General features: G+C 70.7%; 16 protein-coding genes. 5 read left to right on the top strand and 11 right to left on the bottom strand.

Translation table 11 applies throughout. The features are described 5' to 3' along the window. Positions 1–80: 80 nt before the first annotated feature. On the top strand, positions 81–602 hold the full coding sequence (locus tag ABZU72_RS15890) for a hypothetical protein (RefSeq protein ID WP_355019801.1): 522 nt from the start codon (positions 81–83) through the stop codon (positions 600–602). Here ABZU72_RS15890 and ABZU72_RS15885 read toward each other — a convergent pair. The 3 genes from ABZU72_RS15885 to gabT form a co-directional block, all read right to left on the bottom strand. Continuing rightward, a complete protein-coding gene (locus ABZU72_RS15885; protein WP_355019800.1) occupies positions 599–4,051 on the bottom strand; it encodes an indolepyruvate ferredoxin oxidoreductase family protein in 3,453 nt (1,150 codons plus the stop codon). The genes ABZU72_RS15890 and ABZU72_RS15885 overlap by 4 nt on opposite strands. Before the next feature lie 151 nt (positions 4,052–4,202). After that, positions 4,203–5,678 carry an NAD-dependent succinate-semialdehyde dehydrogenase gene (locus tag ABZU72_RS15880; protein ID WP_355019799.1) on the bottom strand — a complete coding sequence of 492 codons (1,476 nt, stop codon included), beginning with the start codon at positions 5,676–5,678 and terminating at the stop codon, positions 4,203–4,205. Then, complete coding sequence (gabT, locus tag ABZU72_RS15875; RefSeq protein WP_355019798.1) at positions 5,675–7,012, bottom strand: 4-aminobutyrate--2-oxoglutarate transaminase; 1,338 nt, start codon at positions 7,010–7,012, stop codon at positions 5,675–5,677. Before gabT ends, ABZU72_RS15880 begins: the two co-directional genes overlap by 4 nt. 71 nt (positions 7,013–7,083) lie before the next feature. Here gabT and ABZU72_RS15870 point away from each other — a divergent pair, with 71 nt between their 5' ends. Then, on the top strand, positions 7,084–7,974 hold the full coding sequence (locus tag ABZU72_RS15870; RefSeq protein ID WP_355019861.1) for a LysR family transcriptional regulator: 891 nt from the start codon (positions 7,084–7,086) through the stop codon (positions 7,972–7,974). Positions 7,975–8,096: 122 nt separating this feature from the next. Here the strand turns inward: ABZU72_RS15870 and ABZU72_RS15865 are convergent, their stop codons facing one another. From ABZU72_RS15865 to ABZU72_RS15855, 3 genes are read right to left on the bottom strand one after another with little or no spacing between them, the layout of a single operon-like run. Beyond that, positions 8,097–9,455: an NAD(P)/FAD-dependent oxidoreductase gene (locus ABZU72_RS15865; protein ID WP_355019797.1), complete on the bottom strand. Its 1,359-nt coding sequence runs from the start codon at positions 9,453–9,455 to the stop codon at positions 8,097–8,099. Position 9,456: 1 nt separating this feature from the next. Next, the gene (gene speB / locus ABZU72_RS15860; RefSeq protein WP_355019796.1) at positions 9,457–10,509 is read right to left on the bottom strand and encodes an agmatinase; all 1,053 of its coding nucleotides are present in this window, start codon (positions 10,507–10,509) and stop codon (positions 9,457–9,459) included. A gap of 44 nt (positions 10,510–10,553) precedes the next feature. Continuing rightward, a complete protein-coding gene (locus tag ABZU72_RS15855) occupies positions 10,554–11,942 on the bottom strand; it encodes an APC family permease (RefSeq protein WP_355019795.1) in 1,389 nt (462 codons plus the stop codon). Positions 11,943–12,087: 145 nt separating this feature from the next. On the opposite strand from ABZU72_RS15855, the gene ABZU72_RS15850 reads away from it, so the two are divergent. Then, positions 12,088–12,684: a TetR/AcrR family transcriptional regulator gene (locus tag ABZU72_RS15850; RefSeq protein ID WP_355019794.1), complete on the top strand. Its 597-nt coding sequence runs from the start codon at positions 12,088–12,090 to the stop codon at positions 12,682–12,684. 5 nt (positions 12,685–12,689) lie between these two features. Next, the gene (locus tag ABZU72_RS15845) at positions 12,690–13,955 is read left to right on the top strand and encodes an alpha-L-fucosidase (RefSeq protein WP_355019793.1); all 1,266 of its coding nucleotides are present in this window, start codon (positions 12,690–12,692) and stop codon (positions 13,953–13,955) included. Between the two features lie 2 nt (positions 13,956–13,957). On the opposite strand, the gene ABZU72_RS15840 is transcribed toward ABZU72_RS15845, so the two are convergent. Together ABZU72_RS15840 and ABZU72_RS15835 are read right to left on the bottom strand one after the other, a co-directional pair. Then, the gene (locus ABZU72_RS15840) at positions 13,958–14,710 is read right to left on the bottom strand and encodes an AAA family ATPase (RefSeq protein WP_355019792.1); all 753 of its coding nucleotides are present in this window, start codon (positions 14,708–14,710) and stop codon (positions 13,958–13,960) included. 3 nt (positions 14,711–14,713) lie between these two features. Continuing rightward, positions 14,714–15,241, bottom strand: a complete 528-nt coding sequence (locus ABZU72_RS15835; RefSeq protein WP_355019791.1) for a MarR family winged helix-turn-helix transcriptional regulator — start codon at positions 15,239–15,241, stop codon at positions 14,714–14,716. Between the two features lie 61 nt (positions 15,242–15,302). Between ABZU72_RS15835 and ABZU72_RS15830 the strand changes: the two genes are divergently transcribed. Beyond that, positions 15,303–16,214 (top strand): class III extradiol ring-cleavage dioxygenase, encoded by a 912-nt coding sequence (locus tag ABZU72_RS15830; protein WP_355019790.1) that lies wholly within the window; start codon positions 15,303–15,305, stop codon positions 16,212–16,214. Here the strand turns inward: ABZU72_RS15830 and ABZU72_RS15825 are convergent. The 3 genes from ABZU72_RS15825 to ABZU72_RS15815 are packed head-to-tail and all read right to left on the bottom strand — an operon-like array spanning position 16,172 to position 19,211. Beyond that, positions 16,172–17,410: an AGE family epimerase/isomerase gene (locus tag ABZU72_RS15825; RefSeq protein ID WP_355019789.1), complete on the bottom strand. Its 1,239-nt coding sequence runs from the start codon at positions 17,408–17,410 to the stop codon at positions 16,172–16,174. The genes ABZU72_RS15830 and ABZU72_RS15825 overlap by 43 nt on opposite strands. Beyond that, positions 17,407–18,276, bottom strand: coding sequence for a carbohydrate ABC transporter permease (locus tag ABZU72_RS15820; RefSeq protein ID WP_355019788.1), 870 nt, complete (start codon positions 18,274–18,276; stop codon positions 17,407–17,409). The genes ABZU72_RS15825 and ABZU72_RS15820 overlap by 4 nt, the downstream gene beginning before the upstream one ends. Beyond that, positions 18,273–19,211: a sugar ABC transporter permease gene (locus ABZU72_RS15815; RefSeq protein WP_355019787.1), complete on the bottom strand. Its 939-nt coding sequence runs from the start codon at positions 19,209–19,211 to the stop codon at positions 18,273–18,275. The genes ABZU72_RS15820 and ABZU72_RS15815 overlap by 4 nt, the downstream gene beginning before the upstream one ends. Between the last annotated feature and the right edge of the window lie 23 nt (positions 19,212–19,234).

Raw genomic sequence — 19,234 nt, 5'->3', positions numbered from 1 at the left:
TCGGGCCGGGGTGGCCTCGCGACGACCGGTCCCGGCGTCGGCTAGATTGCCGGTCACCGCAAGCCCGAGAAGGAGCTCAGATGACCGCACCACTGGCACGTACGGCACAGATGATGGCGCTCGCGTTCATGACCATGGTCGTGGGGCTGGGAGTCATCGTCGCGCTCAGCATCCCCGATGCCGACCTGCAGCTGCCCTCGGCGTACGTCATCGGCGGGCAGGTAGCGGCCGGGGTGGTCATGGCCGTGCTGTGCTCGGCGATCGGCTTCCGCGCCGTGCCGGTCACGCCTGGGACCCCGCCGGAGAAGGCGACCAGCGAGGGCCTCCAGAAGCACCAGACGTCGATGATCCTGCGGCTCGTCCTCAGCGAGGTCGTCGCGCTCGTCTCTCTCGCCCTGGCCTTCGTCCTCACCGAGGGACAGCTGATGACGTACCTCATCGGTGGCGGCATCTCGCTGGCGCTGATGGCCTACTTCGCCTACCCGTCGGCTCGCAACATCCGCAAGGTGGAGGCCAGCCTCGACAGCGCTGGTGCGCCGTCGAGGCTGGCAGAGGCGTTCGGCGTGGGTGACGGTCCGTCCAGCACCCACAAGGTGCTCTAGATCGTCAGGTCGATCCCCTCGGCGGCGAGCGCCTCGCGGTAGGCCTCGACGTTGCGCATCTTCACGTTCTCGTAGCCCCGCACCATGTCCGGGAGCTCGGCGAGCCGGACGGCCTTGGCGTAGGACTCCTCGGTGAGGTCGGCGGCGAGGCCGGTGACCAGCGCGGTGTAGTGCGCGAGGAGGGCCCGCTCGGCGCGGCGTACGTGGGCCTGACCGAACGGGTCGAGGAACGTGCCGCGGAGGAACTTCATGGTCGCCAGCAGGCGGAGCATGAAGTGGGTGCGCGGCCCGAAGGTCATCTTGCGACCCTTCAGGAACGCCCCGAACACCGGCGGAGAGAGCTTGAAGCTGATCTTGCCCTGCACCTCGGCACGGACACCGTCCAGGGCGGCCGGTGCGGTGAGCAGCCGGGCGACCTCGTACTCGTCCTTGTAGGCGGTGAGCTTGAACAGGTAGCGGGCGACCGCCTCGGAGAAGCGGGTGTCCGCGGTCACCGAGCGCTCGGCGTTCCAGATCCGGTCGACGGTCTCGACGTAGTCACGGGCGATCGCCTGGTTCTGGAAGGCGACGAGCTTCGGGGCGCGGACCTCGGCGAGGCGGCGCACCTCGCCGTCGAACGTCGCGGCGTCCAGAGCCGGCACGGCGATCTCCTCGACCGAAGCGGTCGCGGTGCCGGTGACCTTGGCGAACTCCTCCGGCGCGGCGACCGAGGCGCGGCCCCAGCGGAAGGCGGCGACGTTGGCGCTGACCGCGACGCCGTTGATGCCGATGGCCTCCTCGATCGCCTCGGCGGGGATCGGCAGGGCACCGGTCTGATAGGCGGCGCCGACCAGCAGGAAGTTGGCCGCGGCGGTGTTGCCGAAGAGCGTCTCCGCCGCCGCCAGTGCGTCGAAGGCACGCAGCGAGGACGTCGCGCTGTTCACGCGGGTGAGCAGCTCGTCGTCGGCCGGGTAGGCGATGTCCTTGTCGTAGACCATCGGCCCGGTCGGCGTCTTGCTGGTCGACACGACCGCGCGGGTGCGCGCCGGGTCGCCGTAGGCGAGGTTCTTGCCCTCGGCCAGAGTGAGCAGGTCGAAGCCGAGCAGCGCGTCGGCCGACCCGGGGGTGACCCGGTTGGAGGGGTCGATCGAGCCCGGGCCGAACCGCAGGTGCGCCGTCACCGGACCCGCCTTCTGGCTCATCCCGACCTGGTCGAGCGACTCCACGCCGAAGCCGGCGCGCAGCGCGGCGGTCGCGAGCACCTGGTTGACCGTGACGATGCCGGTGCCGCCGATGCCGGCCATGAAGACGCCGTACGTCCGCTCCAGCTCGCCGTAGCCCGGGTCGGCCACCGTCGGCGGCTCGGGGGTCGACTTCTTCGCCTTCTTGACCGTCGGGTCGGTCTCGACGGCCATGAAGGAGGGGCACTCCCCCTCGACGCAGGTGTAGTCGGTGTTGCACGAGGTCTGGTCGATGCGGGTCTTGCGGCCCAGCTCGGTCTCGACCGGCTGCACGGAGAGGCAGTTGGACTTCACGCCGCAGTCGCCGCAGCCTTCGCACACGGCCTCGTTGATCACGATCTTGGTGTTGCGGGCCTCGATCGTGCCGCGCTTGCGCTGGCGGCGCGCGTCGGCGGCGCAGTGCTGGTCGTAGATCAGGACGGTCACGCCCTCGACCTCACGCAGCTCCCGCTGGGCGTCGTCGAGGCGGTCGCGGTGCCACAGACGTACGCCTGCGGGGAACTTGTTGCGGCGGTAGCGCTGCGGCTCGTCGGCGACGACGATGATCGCCTTGACACCCTCGTTCATCAGCTTGTGGGTCAGCTGCGCCATCTCGACCGCGCCCTGCCGCTTCTGGGCACCGGTCATCGCGACGACGTCGTTGTGGAGCAGCTTGTAGGTGATGTTGACCCCGGCCGCGACGCACGCCTGGATGGCCAGCTGCGCGGAGTGGAAGAAGGTCCCGTCGCCGACGTTCTGGAACGTGTGGCCGGCGTGGCTGTAGGGGGCCTGCCCGATCCACTGCGAGCCCTCGCCGCCCATCTGGGTGATGCCGACGACCGCGCTGTCCTCACGCTGGGATGCGGTCACCAGGGTGTGGCAGCCGATGCCGCCGCCGCCCAGCGAGCCGTCGGGCAGCGCGGTGGAGCGGTTGTGCGGGCAGCCGCTGCAGAAGTACGGGGTGCGCGAGGTCGAGAGCAGCGGCAGGTCGATCCGGGTGGGCCCGGCGGCCTTCAGCTGGGCGTGGCCCTTCAGCGCACGACGCAGCGGCGCGAGCAGGCGGCCGGCGGTCAGCTCGCCGTCGAGCGGGACCAGCGGGACACCGTTGCGGTCCTTCTTACCGATGATGACGGGAGCGGAGGGCGCGCCGTAGAGGATCTCGCGGATGCCCTGCTCGATGAAGGAGGTCTTGTCCTCGACGACGACGATCTCCTCGAGCCCCTCGGCGAACTCCGAGACGATGGTCGGCTCGACCGGCCACATCATCCCCAGACGCAGCACCCGGATCCCGGCGGCCATCAGGTCGTCGTGGCCGAGCCCGAGGTCCTTCAGGCCCTGGCGCATCGAGTCGTAGCACGAGCCGGAGGCGACGATGCCGACCTTGGCGTTCGGCGCCTTGACCTCGATCCGGTTGAGCCGGTTCTCGGCGGCGTACGCCTTCACGACGCCCATTCGGGGACCGTAGAGCTTCGCCTCGGCGCCGACGATCCGGTCGGGGAAGAGCTCGATCTTGGTCGGCTCGTAGGTGTAGGGGACGCCCTCCCACTGGGTCTTGGGTGTGACCGGGTCGAGGACGCCGATCTCCGGGTTGACCACCCAGGCGCCGTCGGCGACGTCGGCGACGATCTTGAGGGCTACGACGCAGCCGGAGGCGCGGGAGAGGGCGATGCCCTCCATCCCGTACTCGACGATCTCGGAGGCGTTGCGCGGGAACAGCACCGGAATGCCGAGCGAGGCCAGGGTGCGCTCGCTGACCGCGGGCACGGTGGACGACTTGGCGGCCGGGTCGTCGCCGACCAGCATCAGCATGCCGCCGGTGGGGTGGGCGCCGTACATGTTGGCGTGACGCATCGCGTCGAGCGCGCGGTCGACGCCGGGGCCCTTGCCGTACCAGACGCCGGTGACGCCGTCGTAGCGCTCGGTGTCGAGGGTGACGGCAGACTGCGAGCCCCACACAGCGGTCGCGGCGAGCTCCTCGTTGAGGCCGGGGACCACGGTGATGTCGGCGTCGGCCATCTCCTTCGGCAGACCCAGCAGCAGCTGGTCCAGACCGCCGAGCGGGCTGCCCGGGTAGCCGGAGATGAAGGTGCCGGTCCGCAGGCCGCGGCGCTGGTCAAGGGCCCGCTGCTCCACGAGCATCCGCGCGATCGCCTGGATCCCGGTGAGCAACACCGGGCCGGCTCCGACTCGATAGCGGTCTGCCAGGTCATAGGCCTCGAACGAGGTCCCGGGCTCGAACACTGCGGTCATAGGGGTGACTCCTCAATCTGCCGGGCGGCGCTGGTGGTCCGTCTGGAGCGTTGTGCCGGGACTGCCGGGTGAGGCTGTCCCGAGGAACCACCCGCAGGGTGTGCGGGTGGCCTGAGTCACATCATCGTTGATGGAACGCGCGTGATGCCAATCACCAGGCGACGCTGAGGTACTGCGTCTCCAGGTACTCCTCCAGCCCGGCCCGCGCACCCTCGCGCCCTATGCCGCTCTGCTTGACCCCGCCGAACGGCGCCGACGGGTCCGAGACGAGGCCGCGGTTGACCCCGACCATCCCGGCGTCGATCCGCTCGGCCACGTGCAGCGCCTCGCCCATCTCGCCGAAGACGTACGCCGCCAGGCCGAACTCGGTGTCGTTGACGGCGGCCAGCAGCTCCTCGGTGTCGTTCCAGACCACGATCGGGGCCACCGGCCCGAAGATCTCCTCGCGCAGCAGCGGCGAGTCTGCCGGTACGCCGGTCAGGACCGTGGGCGCGTAGAAGTAGCCCTCCGAGGCGGGGACCTCGGCGCGGTGCGCGATCACGGCGCCCGCGGCCACGGCTGCGTCGACGAGGCCGGTGACTCCTGCGTACGCCTTCGCCGAGATGAGCGGGCCGATGTCGCTGCCCTGCTCGGCGGGGCCGACGCGGAGCGCCTCCACGGCCGCACCGAGGCGGGCGGTGAACTCCTCGGCGACGTCGGCGTGGACGTAGAGCCGGTTGGCCGCGGTGCAGGCCTGTCCCCCGTTGCGGAACTTGGCGACCATCGCGCCCTCGACCGCTGCTTCGACGTCCGCCGAGGCGGTCACCACGAACGGCGCGTTGCCGCCGAGCTCCATCGAGGTGTTCACGACCCGGTCGGCGGCCTGGCGGAGCAGGATGCGGCCGACGCCGGTCGAGCCGGTGAAGGAGATCTTGCGGACCCGTACGTCGGCGAGCCAGGTGCTGACGATGGCGGGAGCGTCCAGGCCGGGCACCACGTTGACGACACCGTCCGGCACGCCGGCCTCGGCGATCAGCCGGGCGACCGCGAGGGCAGTCAGCGGCGTCTCGGCCGCGGGCTTGAGCACGACCGTGCAGCCGGCCGCGAGGGCCGGGGCGATCTTGCGGGTGGCCATCGCGGCCGGGAAGTTCCACGGGGTCACGAGGGCGGCCACGCCCACCGGCTTGTGGGTGACGATGGTGCGGGTGCCGCCGGCCGGCGAGGCACCGAAGTCGCCGTGCGGACGCACGGCCTCCTCGGCGTACCAGCGGAAGAACTCGGCGGCGTAGACGACCTCGCCGCGGGCGTCGGCGAGGGACTTGCCGTTCTCGAGCGCGATCAGGGCGGCGAGCTCGTCGGCGTCGCGCAGCATCAGGTCGCGTACGCGGCTGAGCAGGTCGCTGCGCGTCCGCGGCGGGAGCGCCGACCACGCCGGCAGCGCCTCGGCGGCCGCGTCGACGGCCGCGGTCGCGTCCTCGCTGGTGCCGTCGGCGACATCGGCGACGAGCTCACGGGTCGCGGGATTCTCCACGGCGAAGACGCCTGCGGCGCCCGGACGCCACCGGCCGCCGACGAGGACGCCGCTGCCGGGCCCGAGGGCGTCGAGGTAGCTGGGCTGGGTGTTCATAGGCTGGGTGCTCGCGGTCACTTGGTCTCCTCCAGTGCGGTCGTGAGTACGTCCAGGGCCTCGTCGAGCAGCTCGTCGGAGATGCTCAGCGGGGGCAGGAAGCGGATGACGTTGCCCCAGGTGCCACAGGTCAGGGTGATGACACCCTGGCTGTGAGCGTAGGCGGCGACGGCCTTGGCCACCGCGCCGTCCGGGTTTCCGGTGGCCGGGTCGACGAACTCGGCGGCGATCATCGCGCCCCGGCCGCGTACGTCACCGATGCGCGGGTCGCTCGCCTGGTGGTCACGGAGCCGGCCGAGGAGGCGCTCCTCGATCGCGCGGGCCCGGCTGAGCAGGTCGTCGGCCTCGATGGTCTCGATCACGGCCAGCGCCGCGGCGCAGGCGAGCGGGTTGCCGCCGTAGGTGCCGCCCAGACCACCGGGGTGGACGGCGTCCATGACGTCGGCGCGGCCGGTCACCGCGGAGAGCGGCAGGCCACCGGCGATGCCCTTGGCGCTGACCACCAGGTCCGGGACGACGTCGTCGTGCTCGACCGCGAACCAGGTGCCGGTGCGGCCGAAGCCGGACTGCACCTCGTCGGCCACGAAGATCACGTCGTTGGCGCGACACCACTCCGCCAGCACGGAGAGGAAGCCCGGCGCCGGGACGATGAAGCCGCCCTCGCCCTGCACCGGCTCGATAACGACGGCGGCGAGGTTCTCGGCACCGACCTGCGTCTCGATCAGCGAGGTCGCCCGGGCCGCCGCCAGCTTGCCGTCGATCTCGGAAGCGTCGCGGAACGGGTACGACATCGGCGCCCGGTAGACCTCGCCCGCGAACGGCCCGAAGCCGTGCTTGTAGGGCATGTTCTTCGCGGTCATCGCCATGGTGAGGTTGGTGCGCCCGTGGTAGGCGTGGTCGAAGACCACGACCGCGTCCTTGCCGGTGAACGAGCGGGCGATCTTGACCGCGTTCTCGACGGCCTCGGAGCCGGAGTTGAACAGTGCGGTGCGCTTCTCGAAGTCGCCGGGGGTGAGCCGGGCGAGCTGCTCGGCGACGGCCACGTAGCCCTCGTAGGGCGTGACCATGAAGCAGGTGTGGGTGAAGGCCGCCACCTGGTCGGCGACCGCCTCGACCACCTTGGCGGCGCTGGAGCCGACGGTGGTCACCGCGATGCCGGAGCCGAGGTCGATGAAGCGGTTGCCGTCGACGTCCTCGACGATCCCGCCGGCCGCGCGGGCGGCGAAGACGGGCATGGTCGTGGCCACGCCCTGGCTCACGGCCGCGACCTTGCGGGCCATGAGCTCCTGGGAGCGCGGGCCGGGAAGCGGCGTACGCAGGAGACGGGACTGTTCGAGGGTCGAGGGCTCGGTCATGGGTCCAGCATGGTCCTCCGCGACACATGTCGTCCAAGACCTTTTGACTACTACAATCATGTCTCGTGAGCATGGATCTGCGGCTATTGCGCTACTTCGTCGCCACCGCCGACGCGGGCTCCGCGACCCGAGCGGCCGAGGTGCTGCACGTGACCCAGCCGGTGCTGTCGCGGCAGCTGCGCCAGCTCGAGGCGAGCCTGGGTGTTCCGCTGTTCGCGCGGGAGGGACGGCGGCTGCGCCTCACCCGGACGGCTGAGGATCTCCTCCCCCGCGCCCGCGACTTGCTCGCGCACGCCGACGACCTCGAGCGCGCCGTCGGCGTCCTCGCCTCCGGCCGGCTCGACGAGCTCCACCTCGCCGTGCCCTCGACGACGCTCACCGACGTGCTCGCGCCGTTCCTGGCGACGCTCGGGCCCGACGACCCGGTCGCGATGGTCCGCGAGCTCGATCCGCGCGGCGCGGCCGCGGCCGTTCGCGCCGGCGCCGACCTGGCGATCGTCACCCGGCCGCCGGCCCGGTCCCTCACCTCACATGCCCTCGCCGTGCTGCCGGTGTGGGCCTATGTCCGGCCGGACGACCCGTGGGCGGAGCGGGGGTCCGTGGACGTACGGGATCTGGTGGCGCGGCCACTCGTGCTCCTCACCGAGGACCTGCGCCCGCGGCCGCTCTTGGACGCCGCGGTCGAGGACGCCGCCGTGGGCTACGGCGACGTCCTCGAGGTGTCCAACGCCCAGGTCGCCCAGGCGCTCGCGGCCTCGGGCCGCGGGATCGCGGTCGTCTCCGACGACCCGCGCTTCGGCCTGGTGCCCCTGCACATCGAGGCACCAGCGGGAAGGGTCCGGATCAGGCTGTACGCCGCCTGGGACCCGCAGCACCACGCCGCCGAGACCCTCGCGGCGCTGGCCGAGCGGCTCTCGGCGTTCTGCGTCGAGCGCTACGGCGCCGAGGTCGCCGTCCGCTGAGCCGACATCGCCGTCAGGGCGGCCAGGATCCGCTCGGTGACCTCGCCGGCTACCTTGAGGGTGGCGCGCTCACCCCCACGATGAGCGCGCCAGGTCGGAGGCTAGGCGTCGCTTCGCTGCAATCACGTTGCATCCGTGACGATCCGGCGAGCGATCTCTTCGCCCACTCGTACGGCGCCGTCGACGTGCTGGAAGCCGTGGCCGGCGACGTCGCTGCTGCCGAACTCGATCGGCCCGAGCGGTTCGCGCAGCACCGCACCCCAGCGGGTCAGCCCGCCCAGGTCGAAGCTCGTCCCGTACGCACCGCCGGTGAGCTCCTGGTGCTGCCAGTCGCTCTCGACGAAGGTGAGCGGCTCGAGCGCCGCCTCGCCGAAGTACGCCGCCAGCGACTCGAGCACCTGACGGCGGCGCTCGGCGTCGGAGAGCCTGCCGGCCGCGTCCGCGCGCTCGTCGGAGACGAAGCCGACCAGCGTCCCGCGCGGCTCGCCCTCGGGGGTGTTGTCGTAGACCTCGTGGACGAGCTGCCAGGGCGCGAAGCCGGTGCCGCTGAGCCCGTCGGCGCGCCAGAACGGCGTCTCGTACTGCGCCTGCACCTTGATGACCAGCCCGAACGACTGGTGCTCACGGGCGATCCTGTGCTCGGCCGGGAGCTCGGGGCTGAAGCGGATCCGCTTGACCAGGGTCGGCGGCACGGCGAGGACCAGCCGGTGCGCGGCATGGATCTCGGCGCCGACGTGGACGACGGCGCCGTCCTCGTCCCACTCCACCAGCGTGACGTCCTGCTCGAGGCGGACCCGGTCCCCCAGCCGCTCGGCCAGCGTCAACGGCACCCGCTGCAGGCCTCCGACGACCCGGCGGTCGAGGATCACATCGGCGTCGACGAGGTTGCTGAACGACCCCGCGCTGGCGGCCATCTGAACGGCCTGGAGCGCGGAGAACGAGTGGGCGGGCTTCGTCAGCATCGCCGGCCCGATGTAGAGGGCGACGTTGTCGACGGCGACCGGGTCGTCGCACTGCTGCTCGAGCCAGGCACGGAAGGAGACGCTGTCGAGGTGGTCGGCGTCGTCGAGCTCCCACGGCCGGGCCGGGTCCATGGCCGCGGCGAGGCCGTCGAGCGTCTTGGTCAGCTGCGCGATGGCGGCCGAGGTGGCCTCGCCGACCGGCAGGTCGTCACCGAAGCGGTGCGCCACCTCGGCCTTGTCGACGTAGAGCGACTCGCCCTCGCGGAAGCGCGGGTAGGTCGGCAGGCCGAGCTCGTCGAGGATCCCGATCAATGCGTCCTGGTCCGGCGAGACCCACTGGCCGCCGATCTCGAAGTCGGCCTCTTCCCCGGGCGCGCCGTGGGCCTCGGTGCGCAGCCGGCCGCCGACGCGGTCGCGCGCCTCCAGGACGAGTACGTCCTGGCCCGCCTGGGCCAGTCGCCAGGCCGCGGTCAGGCCGGTCACGCCGGCGCCGACCACGATCACGTCATGGGTGGTCATGTCAGTTCTCCTGTTTGTCGGTGTCGGTGGGCCGCTGGTCAGGGCGCTGGGCGAGCAGCGGGAGGCTCGGGTCCCAGCGGGTGCCGTCGGCCTCGTCGCGCTTGCGGCGGGCGATGCCGGAGAGCGCCTCGAGGACGACCCGGTTGGCGAGGAACGAGGTGATGTCGGCGTGGTCGTAGGGCGGGGAGACCTCGACGATGTCGATGCCGACGACCGGCAGCTCGTAGGCGATCCGGCGGACCGAGTCGAGCAACTGGCGGGCGGTCAGGCCGCCCGGCTCCGGGGTGCCGGTGCCGGGGGCGTGGCCGGGGTCGCAGACGTCGATGTCGACCGAGAGGAAGACCCCGTCGCACTCGTCGGTGGCGATGGTGAAGGCCTCGGTGAGGCACTCCTCCAGGCCGCGGTGCACGATCTCGGTCATCTCGTACGAGCGCATGCCCTGTTCGGCCATCCAGTCCAGCGTCTCGGGCTCGGGCCAGTAGCCGCGCAGCCCCATCTGCAGGAACCGGTCGCCGCGCAGCGCGCCGGACTCGATGAGCCGGCGCATCGGCTGGCCGTGCCCGATCAGCGAGCCGAACTCGATGTCGCCGGTGTCGGCATGGGCGTCGAAGTGGATCATCGAGACGCGTCCCTGGCCGAGGTGCTGGGCGACGCCGGCGGCATCGGGCCAGGCGATCGTGTGGTCTCCGCCCAGCACCAGCGGGATGGCGCCGTTGCTCGTCACGGCGTGCACGGCCTCCTGCAGGTCACGCACCGACCGCTCGGCGTCGCCGGAGTACATCTCCACATCACCCGCGTCCAGCACACGTAGGTCCCGCAGCGCGTCGACGCGCATCGCGAGCGAGGGACGCGACCCGTCGTGGGGCAGGTAGCAGGTCTGCCGGATGAACTGCGGACCGAACCGGGTGCCCGACCGGTGCGACGTACCTCCGTCGAAGGGGGCACCGAGGATGACCACATCGGCACCCTCGTACGTCGCGGGGTCGGCCCAGTCACACCGGTCGACACCCAGGAAGGTGATGTCGGGGCCGAACTGGGTTCCGTAGCGAGCCATGGCGTTCTTCTCTCTCGTTCGATTCTCGTGATGGGTGGATGTCTCTAATCCTCGGTCGGATCGACGACCAGGAACCGCTCGCCGGGACGACGGGCGAGGTAGACGTAGTAGTAGGCGAGGGCGGCGACCACGACACCGGCCGTGATCAGGATGTCCGTCCGCGCGGAGCCGGCCAGCGCGTAGCCGATCGCGCCGATGACGACCAGCGGCGGCAGCGGCCACAGCGGCATCCGCCAGCCCTGGGCAGCGGGCCCCTGGCGACGGGCGCGGAGCGCGGCGATCGCCACGACGACATACATCGTGGAGATGACGACCGAGGTCACGCCGAGCAGCGCCTCGATCTCGACGGCGCCGGCGAGGATCGCGCCGGGGATGCCAATGACGAGGGTGGCCAGCCACGGGGTGGCGTAGCGCGGGTGCAGCTTGGTGAGGACGCCGTTGACCGGTGCCGGCCAGGAGCGGTCGCGGGCGGAGGCGTACACGACTCGGGCGTTCTGCAGCACCATCACGATGACGGCGTTGAGGATCGCGATGGCGATCGCGACGTTCACGGCGACCGCGACGCGCTCGCCGCCCCAGGCGGCGACCCACTGGGAGAAGTTGCCGGAGGCGAGGTCGCTGAGGTCGTCGACCGCGAGGACCGTGGTGACGGTCGGGACGAGGATGACCAGGCCACCCAGGCCGAGGGTCCAGAAGATGACGCGGGCGACGTTGCGTCGCGGGTCGACGATCTCCTCGGAGAGGTAGACGGTGGTGCCGAAGCCGCTGACCAGGAACGTGCTCACGGCGAGACCGGAGATGAGGATCGCCAGGGTGAAGGGCTCCAGGCCGTTCTCACCGATGACGTGCGGCGAGACCAGCTCGCCGGGGCCGCGCTGGACGTGGCCGAGCCCGAGAACGACCACGACGGCCGCGGCGATCATCTCGAGGGCGAGGAAGGTGCCGGTGACGACGGCATTGGCCTTGATGTTGAGGATCGCCGTGGCGGTCGAGAGGAGCATCACGATCGCACCGGTCGCGGCCCGCGGCAGCTCCACGAGGTCGGCCAGGTAGTCGGCGGTGCCAAGGGCGAAGATCGGCGGGATCAGCCAGAGCAGGACACCCGCCAGGGAGAACGTCAGCCAGCCCATCGACTTGCCGAGGGTCTGGGTGACCATCGCGTACTCACCGCCGGAGCTGGCGGTGCGGGTGCCGAGCTCGGCGTAGCACGCGGCGATCGCGATCGAGACGGCGAAGCCGGCGATGACGGCCAGCACCGCGCCGCTCCCCTGCGTGGCGAACAGCTCCGGGACGATGATGAACAGGCTCGAGGCGGGCGTGATGCACGACAGCACCAGCAGGACCGCGGCGCCGGGTCCGAGCACCCGGGCGAGCCGCCGCCGTTCCTGCGCCGGCTTCACCCCGTCCGGGCTCACCTGCATGGATTCGATCATCGCGGGTCTCCTTGTGATGAGGGTACAGCGTGTTTTGAACGCTGTACAAAACTTTGAACGGCATTCAAAGTGACCCAGATCACCGCTAGAGTCAAGGGGTGGGACCGAAGATTTCACCCCGCGAGCACAAGGAGACACTGTCGAGGTGACGCGCACACGCTCCAACAGACGCCTGGAACGACCGCGCGAGCAGGTGCTCGCGACCACCCTGGAGATGGTGGCCGAGCAGGGGCTCGCCAAGGTGACGATGGCCTCCCTCGCCGCCCGGCTCGGCACCAGCGGCGGCCACCTCCTCTACTACTTCGGCACCCGCAACGGCCTGCTCCTCGAGACCCTGCGATGGAGCGAGAACGAGTACGCAGCCCAGCGCGCGCCCATCTTGGAGAAGGCCGAGAAGGACGGCTCCGGAGGAGTCGACGCGCTGGTGTCCTTCACCGACGTCTACCTCGCCCTCGACGAGCGTGACCCGCGCTGGCTCCTCTGGCTCGAGCTGTGGGCACGGGCGCCGTACGACTCCGAGCTAGCCGCCGCGCAGCGCGCGATGGACGACGAGTGGCACGCCGACCTGGTCCGCCTGTTCGCCGCGGCGCTCCCCGAGGTGTCGGACCGTGAAGCCGTCTCCGAGCGGCTGCGGGCGATGTGGGACGGCTTCAGCATCGGCATCGTCACCGGCGGTGGCACCACCCTGCGCGAGCACGCCCTCGCGCACACCCGCGCCGCCATCACCGGACACGAGGGGTAGCGGGCATGCCGATCGCGTCCTGGTTCCCCGAGGCCCAGCTGGGCATCTTCGTCCACTGGGGCATCTACAGCGTCGACGGCGTCGCCGAGTCCTGGTCGTTCTACGACGGCCGGATCGCCTACGCCGACTACATGGCCCAGCTCGACGGCTTCACCGCCTCGAAGTTCGATGCCGACGCCTGGGCCGAGCTCTTCGAGCGGGCGGGGGCGACGTACGCCGTGCTCACGGCCAAGCACCACGACGGGGTCGCGCTCTACGACACCGCCGCCAACGACCTCTCGGTGGTGAGCAGGACGCCGGCGGGCCGCGACCTCGTCGCCGAGTTCGTCGAGGCCGTACGCCGCCGGGGGCTGAAGGTCGGCCTCTACTTCTCCCACCTCGACTGGTCCCACCCGGACTACGCGACGGTGCGGCCGGACGTCCAGCACCCCGTGGTCCAGGACAACCCGTACGCCGTGCCGCGGCCGGGCGACGAGGAGCCCGAGCGCTGGGAGCGCTACCTGGAGTTCCACCGCGCCCAGATCCGGGAGGTGGTGACCCGCTACCGGCCGGATCTGCTCTGGTTCGACGGCGAGTGGGAGCGGGACGAGCGGCAGTGGCGGATGCGCGAGCTGCGTGCGGAGCTGCGCGAGCTCGCACCCGAGATGGTCGTCAACGGCCGGATGCTCGGCCACGGCGACTACGTGACCCCGGAACAGGGCGTTCCGATCGTGCCGCCGGACGGTCCGTGGGAGCTCTGCCTGACCATCAACGACTCCTGGGGCTGGCAGCCGCAGGACCACAACCACAAGTCACCGCGCCAGCTCGTGCGCACGTTCGTGGAGACCATCGGCGGAGGCGGCAACCTGCTGCTCGACGTCGGGCCGCGCGAGGACGGCACCATCACGCCCGAGCAGACCGAGCGGCTCGAGGCGCTCGGCGACTGGGTCGCGCGCCACTCCCCCGCCGTCCGCGACATCCGCCGCGGTCTTCCCCACGGCCACTTCTACGGCCCGACCGCCCTCTCCGCCGACGGCCGAACCCTGTTCCTCTACGTCCTCGACCGGCCCAACGACTACGTCGTGGTCCGCGGCCTGCGCAACCAGGTCCTCAAGGCGTACGTCCTCGGGAGCGGCACCGAGCTCGACCATCAGCGCATCGGCGGGCTCCACGAGGTCCCCGGCTGGGAGTACGTCTTCACCACCGACGACGACCTCGACCCGCTGTGCACCGTGATAGCCCTCGAGCTCGACGGCGAGGTCTCTGTTCACCGGGAGCACGAGGCCCACTAGGCCTAGTCCTCCAGGACGTACCGCAGATACCGAGCCGGGTCCGCCAGGAACCGCCTGGTCAGGTTGACCGGTTCGGCGTCGTCATAGGAGACCTGCCCGATCCGCCCGTCCTCGTCGAACTGAAGGATCCTGGCTCCAGGCACCGACAGCAGGACCGGGGAATGGGTGGCGATGATGAACTGGGATCTCTCGTCGGCGAGCTCGATGATGCGCGCGACCAGCGCCAAGCAGCCCTTGACCGAGAGCGCGGCCTCGGGTTCGTCGAGGATGTAGAGCCCGCCCGGCCTGAACCGGTGCATCACCAGGTCGAGGAAAGACTCACCGTGGGAGCGCTCGTGCAGCGAGGTTCCGCCGTACGCGGGCAGAAGGGGTTCCGGCTCGGCCAGATCGAGGCGCTCGATCTCGGTGGCGACGTTGTAGAACGACTCCGCGCGCAGGAAGTAGCCGGTGCGCGGCCGCTTGAGCCCGCGCTGGATCATGATGTAGTCGGCGAGGGACGACTCGCTCGCGCGCGTGGCGAACCGGAATGAGGTGGAGCCGCCCTCGGCGTTGAACCCGGACGCGACCGCGATCGCCTCGATGATCGTGGACTTTCCGGTGCCGTTGTCGCCGACGAGGAACGTGACCCGTTCGTCGAAGTCGATCCCGTCCCCGCCGGCCAGCTCGCGGACCACTGGCAGGGTGAACGGGTATCGACCGGTGTCATGGCGGGGATCGAGGGTGACCCGGGCGATATAGCGTTCGTCGAAGCGCACGCCTCAACCCGCCTCGGGGTCGATGGGCGGTCTCCTCGCGCCGGTCGGATCCAGCCGATCGAGGATGGTCCCGGCGATCTCGGCCAGCTGGCCCACCTGCTCAGGACTCAGCGAGTCGAAGACGTACTCGCGCACCGCATCCACGTGACCGGGAGCGGAGGCGACCATCTTCTCGTGGCCGGCCTCGGTGAGACGTACGTTGGTCGCGCGGCGGTCGCCCGGGCAGGTGTGGCGCTCGATGAGGCCGCGGTCGACCAGGCGCTTGACGACGTTGGAGAGCCGCGGCAGGGTCGAGTTGGTGTAGCCGGCCAGCTCGGTCATCCGCAGCGTCCGGTCGGGCACTTCGGAGAGCATGGCCAGCACGCCGTAGTCGAAATGGGTCAGGCCGGCATCGCGGCGCAGCTGGGAGTCGAGAGCCCCCGGGAGCAGCTCGAGCACGGCGATGAGGCGTACCCATGCCACCCGCTCCGCCGGCGACAGCCAGTTGCCCTCCACGCCAGGGAGTGTGCCGTAGAAAGTTGCGCGGAACAAACAACGCTCCTCTAGAGTTAGTTCAAGCAACAACTATTGGGCCGAACCGCAGGAGACCGCCATGACCACCGCACCCGAGAGCACGACCGCCGCCGCGGACGCCCGCCTTCCGCAGGCGCATCCGTTCGCCCAGCACCTGCGGGCGGTCCAGGCACGCGACGCGTCCGACCCGCATCGCGTCTGGACGCCGGCGGACGGTCCGCTGCCGAGCCTCTACCTGTCCCACGGCGGTGGCCCGCTGCCGCTGCAGAGCCCGGAGTGGCTGGACCCGCTGCACGCCTGGGCGCGGTCGCTGCCCCGGCCGAAGGCCATCCTGGTCATCTCCGCCCACTGGGAGTCGGCGCCGCTCTCGATCAGCGCGACCCGCCCCGACGAGCTGGTCTACGACTTCGGCGGCTTCGACCCGATCTACCACTCGGTGCGCTACGACACTCCCGACGCGAGCGAGCTCGCCCGCACCACCGCGGCGCTGATGCCCGACGCCGAGACCGCCCACCAGCACACCCGCCGCGGCCTCGACCACGGCGCCTGGGTGCCGCTGAAGATCATGTACCCGGCCGCCGACATCCCGGTCGTCCAGCTCTCGCTACCCACCGAGGACCCCGACAAGCTGCTCGCCCTCGGCGAGCGCCTCCGGCCGCTGCGCGAGGAGGGTGTGCTCGTGGTCGGCTCGGGCCACATGACCCACGGGCTGCCCTTCATCACCCGCGAGATGATGACCGAGAACAAGCCCGCCGGCTGGTCTGCCGACTTCGATGCCTGGGCCGCCGACGCGCTGGACCGCGGCGATGTCGCCGAGCTGGCCAGGTTCCGCACCGCCGCCCCGGGCATGCCGTACGCCCACCCGACCGTCGAGCACTTCACCCCGCTCTTCGTCACCCTGGGCGCGGCCACGGACCCGGCGGCTCCGGTCACCACGACCCTGGACGGCTACGGGCTCGGGCTCTCCCGGCGATCGTTCCAGGCGGCCTGACCCTCACCTGGCCGAGCCAGCTGCACCGACAGCACCGGCGCCAGCGGCATCCGGGCGAGCAGCAGGGCCTGATAGGCGTGGTAGACGTCGGGCTTGCCGTGCCAGATCACGTGCGAGGGACGGTTGTGCTCATCCAGCTCGTGGTGCCAGCTGCCGAGCTCGCGGTCGATCAGGTGGGTCTCGATGTACGCCTCGAACCGCTGGCGCCACTCGTCATAGCCGGTCTCGCCGGTGCGGGTGTGCAGGGCGCCGGCGGCGGCGAGCGCCTCCGCGGCCACCCAGTGCAGCCGAAGCCGGGTGACCGGCGTTCCGTCCCACGAGGTCGTGTAGACGAAGCCGGGGCCGTCGCCGGAGTCGACCCAGCCGACCTCGACCGCGCGCGCGAAGAGCGCCCGCGCGTCCTCGACCAGCCACGACGGGGCGTCCGGCAGGCTGGCGTCCAGGTGCAGGAGCAGCCGGGACCACTCCAGCAGGTGCCCGGGCGTGCAGCCGTAGGGGCGGAACGGGTCGCCGGGACGGTCGGCGTTGTAGTCCGGCAGTGGCGACCAGGAGAGGTCGAAGTGCTCGGGCAGGTCGTAGCCGTGGGAGCGGGCGACCCCGTGGATCAGGTGCTCAGCGATCGCGAGCGCCCGCTGGTGCCAGGTCGCGTCGCCGGTGACGTCACCCGCGGCCAGGAACGCCTCCACGGTGTGCATGCTGGAGTTGGCTCCCCGGTAGGCCTCCCCCGAGCAGAGGTCGCGCTCGAGGCTGTCGACCACCCGGCCGGAGTCGTCGAGGAAGTGCTGCTGCATGACCCCGAGCGCCTCATCGAGCAGCGCGTCCGCACCGGGCACGCCAGCCGCGACGCCGCTGCTCGCCGCGAGGATCACGAAGGCGTGGGCGTACGCCTCCTTGAGGGTGCCGACCGGCTCGCCCTCGGCCGAGACCGAGGCGTACCAGCCACCGAGCTCGTCGTCGCGCAGCGCACCCGACAGCGCCCGGATCCCGTGGGCGGCGAGGTCGGCGGCGTCGTCGACGTCCCCGCGCAGGTGGGCAAGGGCGAAGACGTGGGTCATCCGGGCGGTGATCCAGGTGTGCACCGGCTCGGCCGGGTCCGGGCGACCCGACTCGTCCAGCCACCAGAACCCGGCCGGCGAGGCCGCCGACGGCCGGGCGAACCCGGCCAGCCGGCGACACTCGGCGTCCGTATCGATCATCCCTTGACCGAGCCTGCCATCAGCCCGCCCACGAAGTAGCGGCCGAGCAGGATGTAGATGATCAGGGTCGGGACCGACGCGATCAGCGCGCCCGCCATGCTGGCCGAGTAGTCCTGGAGCTGACCGCTCGCCAGGAAGTTGAGCGCGATCGTGACCGGCCCGTTCTGCGAGGTGGAGAAGAAGAGCGCGAACAGGTAGTCGTTCCACGCCGAGGTGAACTGCCACATCAGCACCACCACGAACGCCGGGGCGGAGATCGGCAGGATGATCGAGCCGTACGTCCGGAGCATGCCGGCGCCGTCGACCCGAGCGGCCTCGACGAGCTCGACCGGGACCCCCGCGTAGTAGTTGCGGAAGATCAGCGTGGTGATCGGGAGCCCGTAGACCACGTGCAGCACGATCAGGCTCGGGACGCCCGAGGGGACGCCGAGGTTGCTCATCAGCTGGACCAAGGGCACCATCACGGCCTGGTAGGGGATGAACATCCCGAACAGGATCAGCGTGAACACCACGTCGGCACCCGGGAAGCGCCACTTCGAGAGCACGAACCCGTTCATCGAGCCGAGCACCGAGGAGATGATCGAGGCCGGGATGACCATGGCGAAGGTACGTCCCAGGGCCGGCCCGAGCTGCTCCCAGGCGCGCGCCCAGCCGGCCGTCTCCCAGGACTCGGGAAGCTTCCAGGCGTTGGCGGGGGTCGCGTCGCCGAGCCCCTTGAAGCTGGTGACGAGCAGCACGTACGCCGGGAGCAGGACGATCAGCGCGAAGGTGATCAGCAGGACGTACTTGACGGCGCGCCAGATCCCGCGCGAACGCTCGCCCGGGATCTTGGTCACGACGGCTGCCGGGATGGCATCAGTAGTCATCGGCGGCGCTCCTGACGGTAGGTCGAGACGAGGTAGGGAACGATCAGGATCGCCACGATCACCAGCAGGACGGTGCCGATGGCGGCCGACTTCGCGTAGTCGCCGCGGGTGAACTCGATCCACATCTGGGTGGCCGGCACCTGAGTCGTGTAGTTGGTCTGGCCGGCGATGGCCATGATCAGGTCGAAGACCTTCAGCGACATGTGGCCGATGATGATGATCGCCGAGAGCGCAACCGGGCTCAGCTGCGGGAAGATGACGTGGCGGTAGAGCTGCCACTCCGAGGCGCCATCCATCCGGGCCGCCTCGCGCAGCTCCTCGGGAATGCCGCGGAAGCCGGCCAGGAAGAGCGCCATCACGTAGCCGCTGAGCTGCCAGATCGCGGGGACCGCGATCGCGAGGATGCCCCACCGCTCGTGGGTCCACCACGGGTTCTGCAGGAAGTCGAGGTGGAGGGTTTCGAAGAGCCGGTTCAGGCCGGAGGCACGGTCACCCTCGGCGTTGTTGAGCAGCCAGCGCCAGACCACACCGGAGGCGACGAACGAGACCGCCATCGGGAACAGGTAGATGGCCCGGAACAGCGACTCGCCGCGGGCCTTGCGCTCGAGCAGCCACGCCCACAGGAACCCCAGGCACAGCGTGCCGACGAGGAACGTCGCGGTGTAGAGCAGCAGGTTGCGCAGCGAGTAGATGAAGTCGTCGTCGGAGAACAGGTCGCGATAGTTGTCCAGACCGGCGAAACCCTGGGACGGCCCGATGTTGTGGCGGTCCTGCAGGGACGTGTTGATGTTGGACCCGATCAGGCCGTAGACGAAGACACCGATGACGATGACCGTCGGCAGGATCAGGAGTACGGGTGCGACCCACCCGTGGCCGCCGATGCGGCCCTTGGGCCGTCGTGGCCGCTTGACGGCGCTGGGCACCGTGGAGGACATGTGTCCGTCCTTTCACAAAGGGC

The sequence above is a fragment of the Nocardioides sp. NPDC004968 genome (genome assembly GCF_040608935.1).
Taxonomy (GTDB): Bacteria; Actinomycetota; Actinomycetes; order Propionibacteriales; family Nocardioidaceae; genus Nocardioides.
This window is presented reverse-complemented; position numbering and strand designations above follow the sequence as displayed.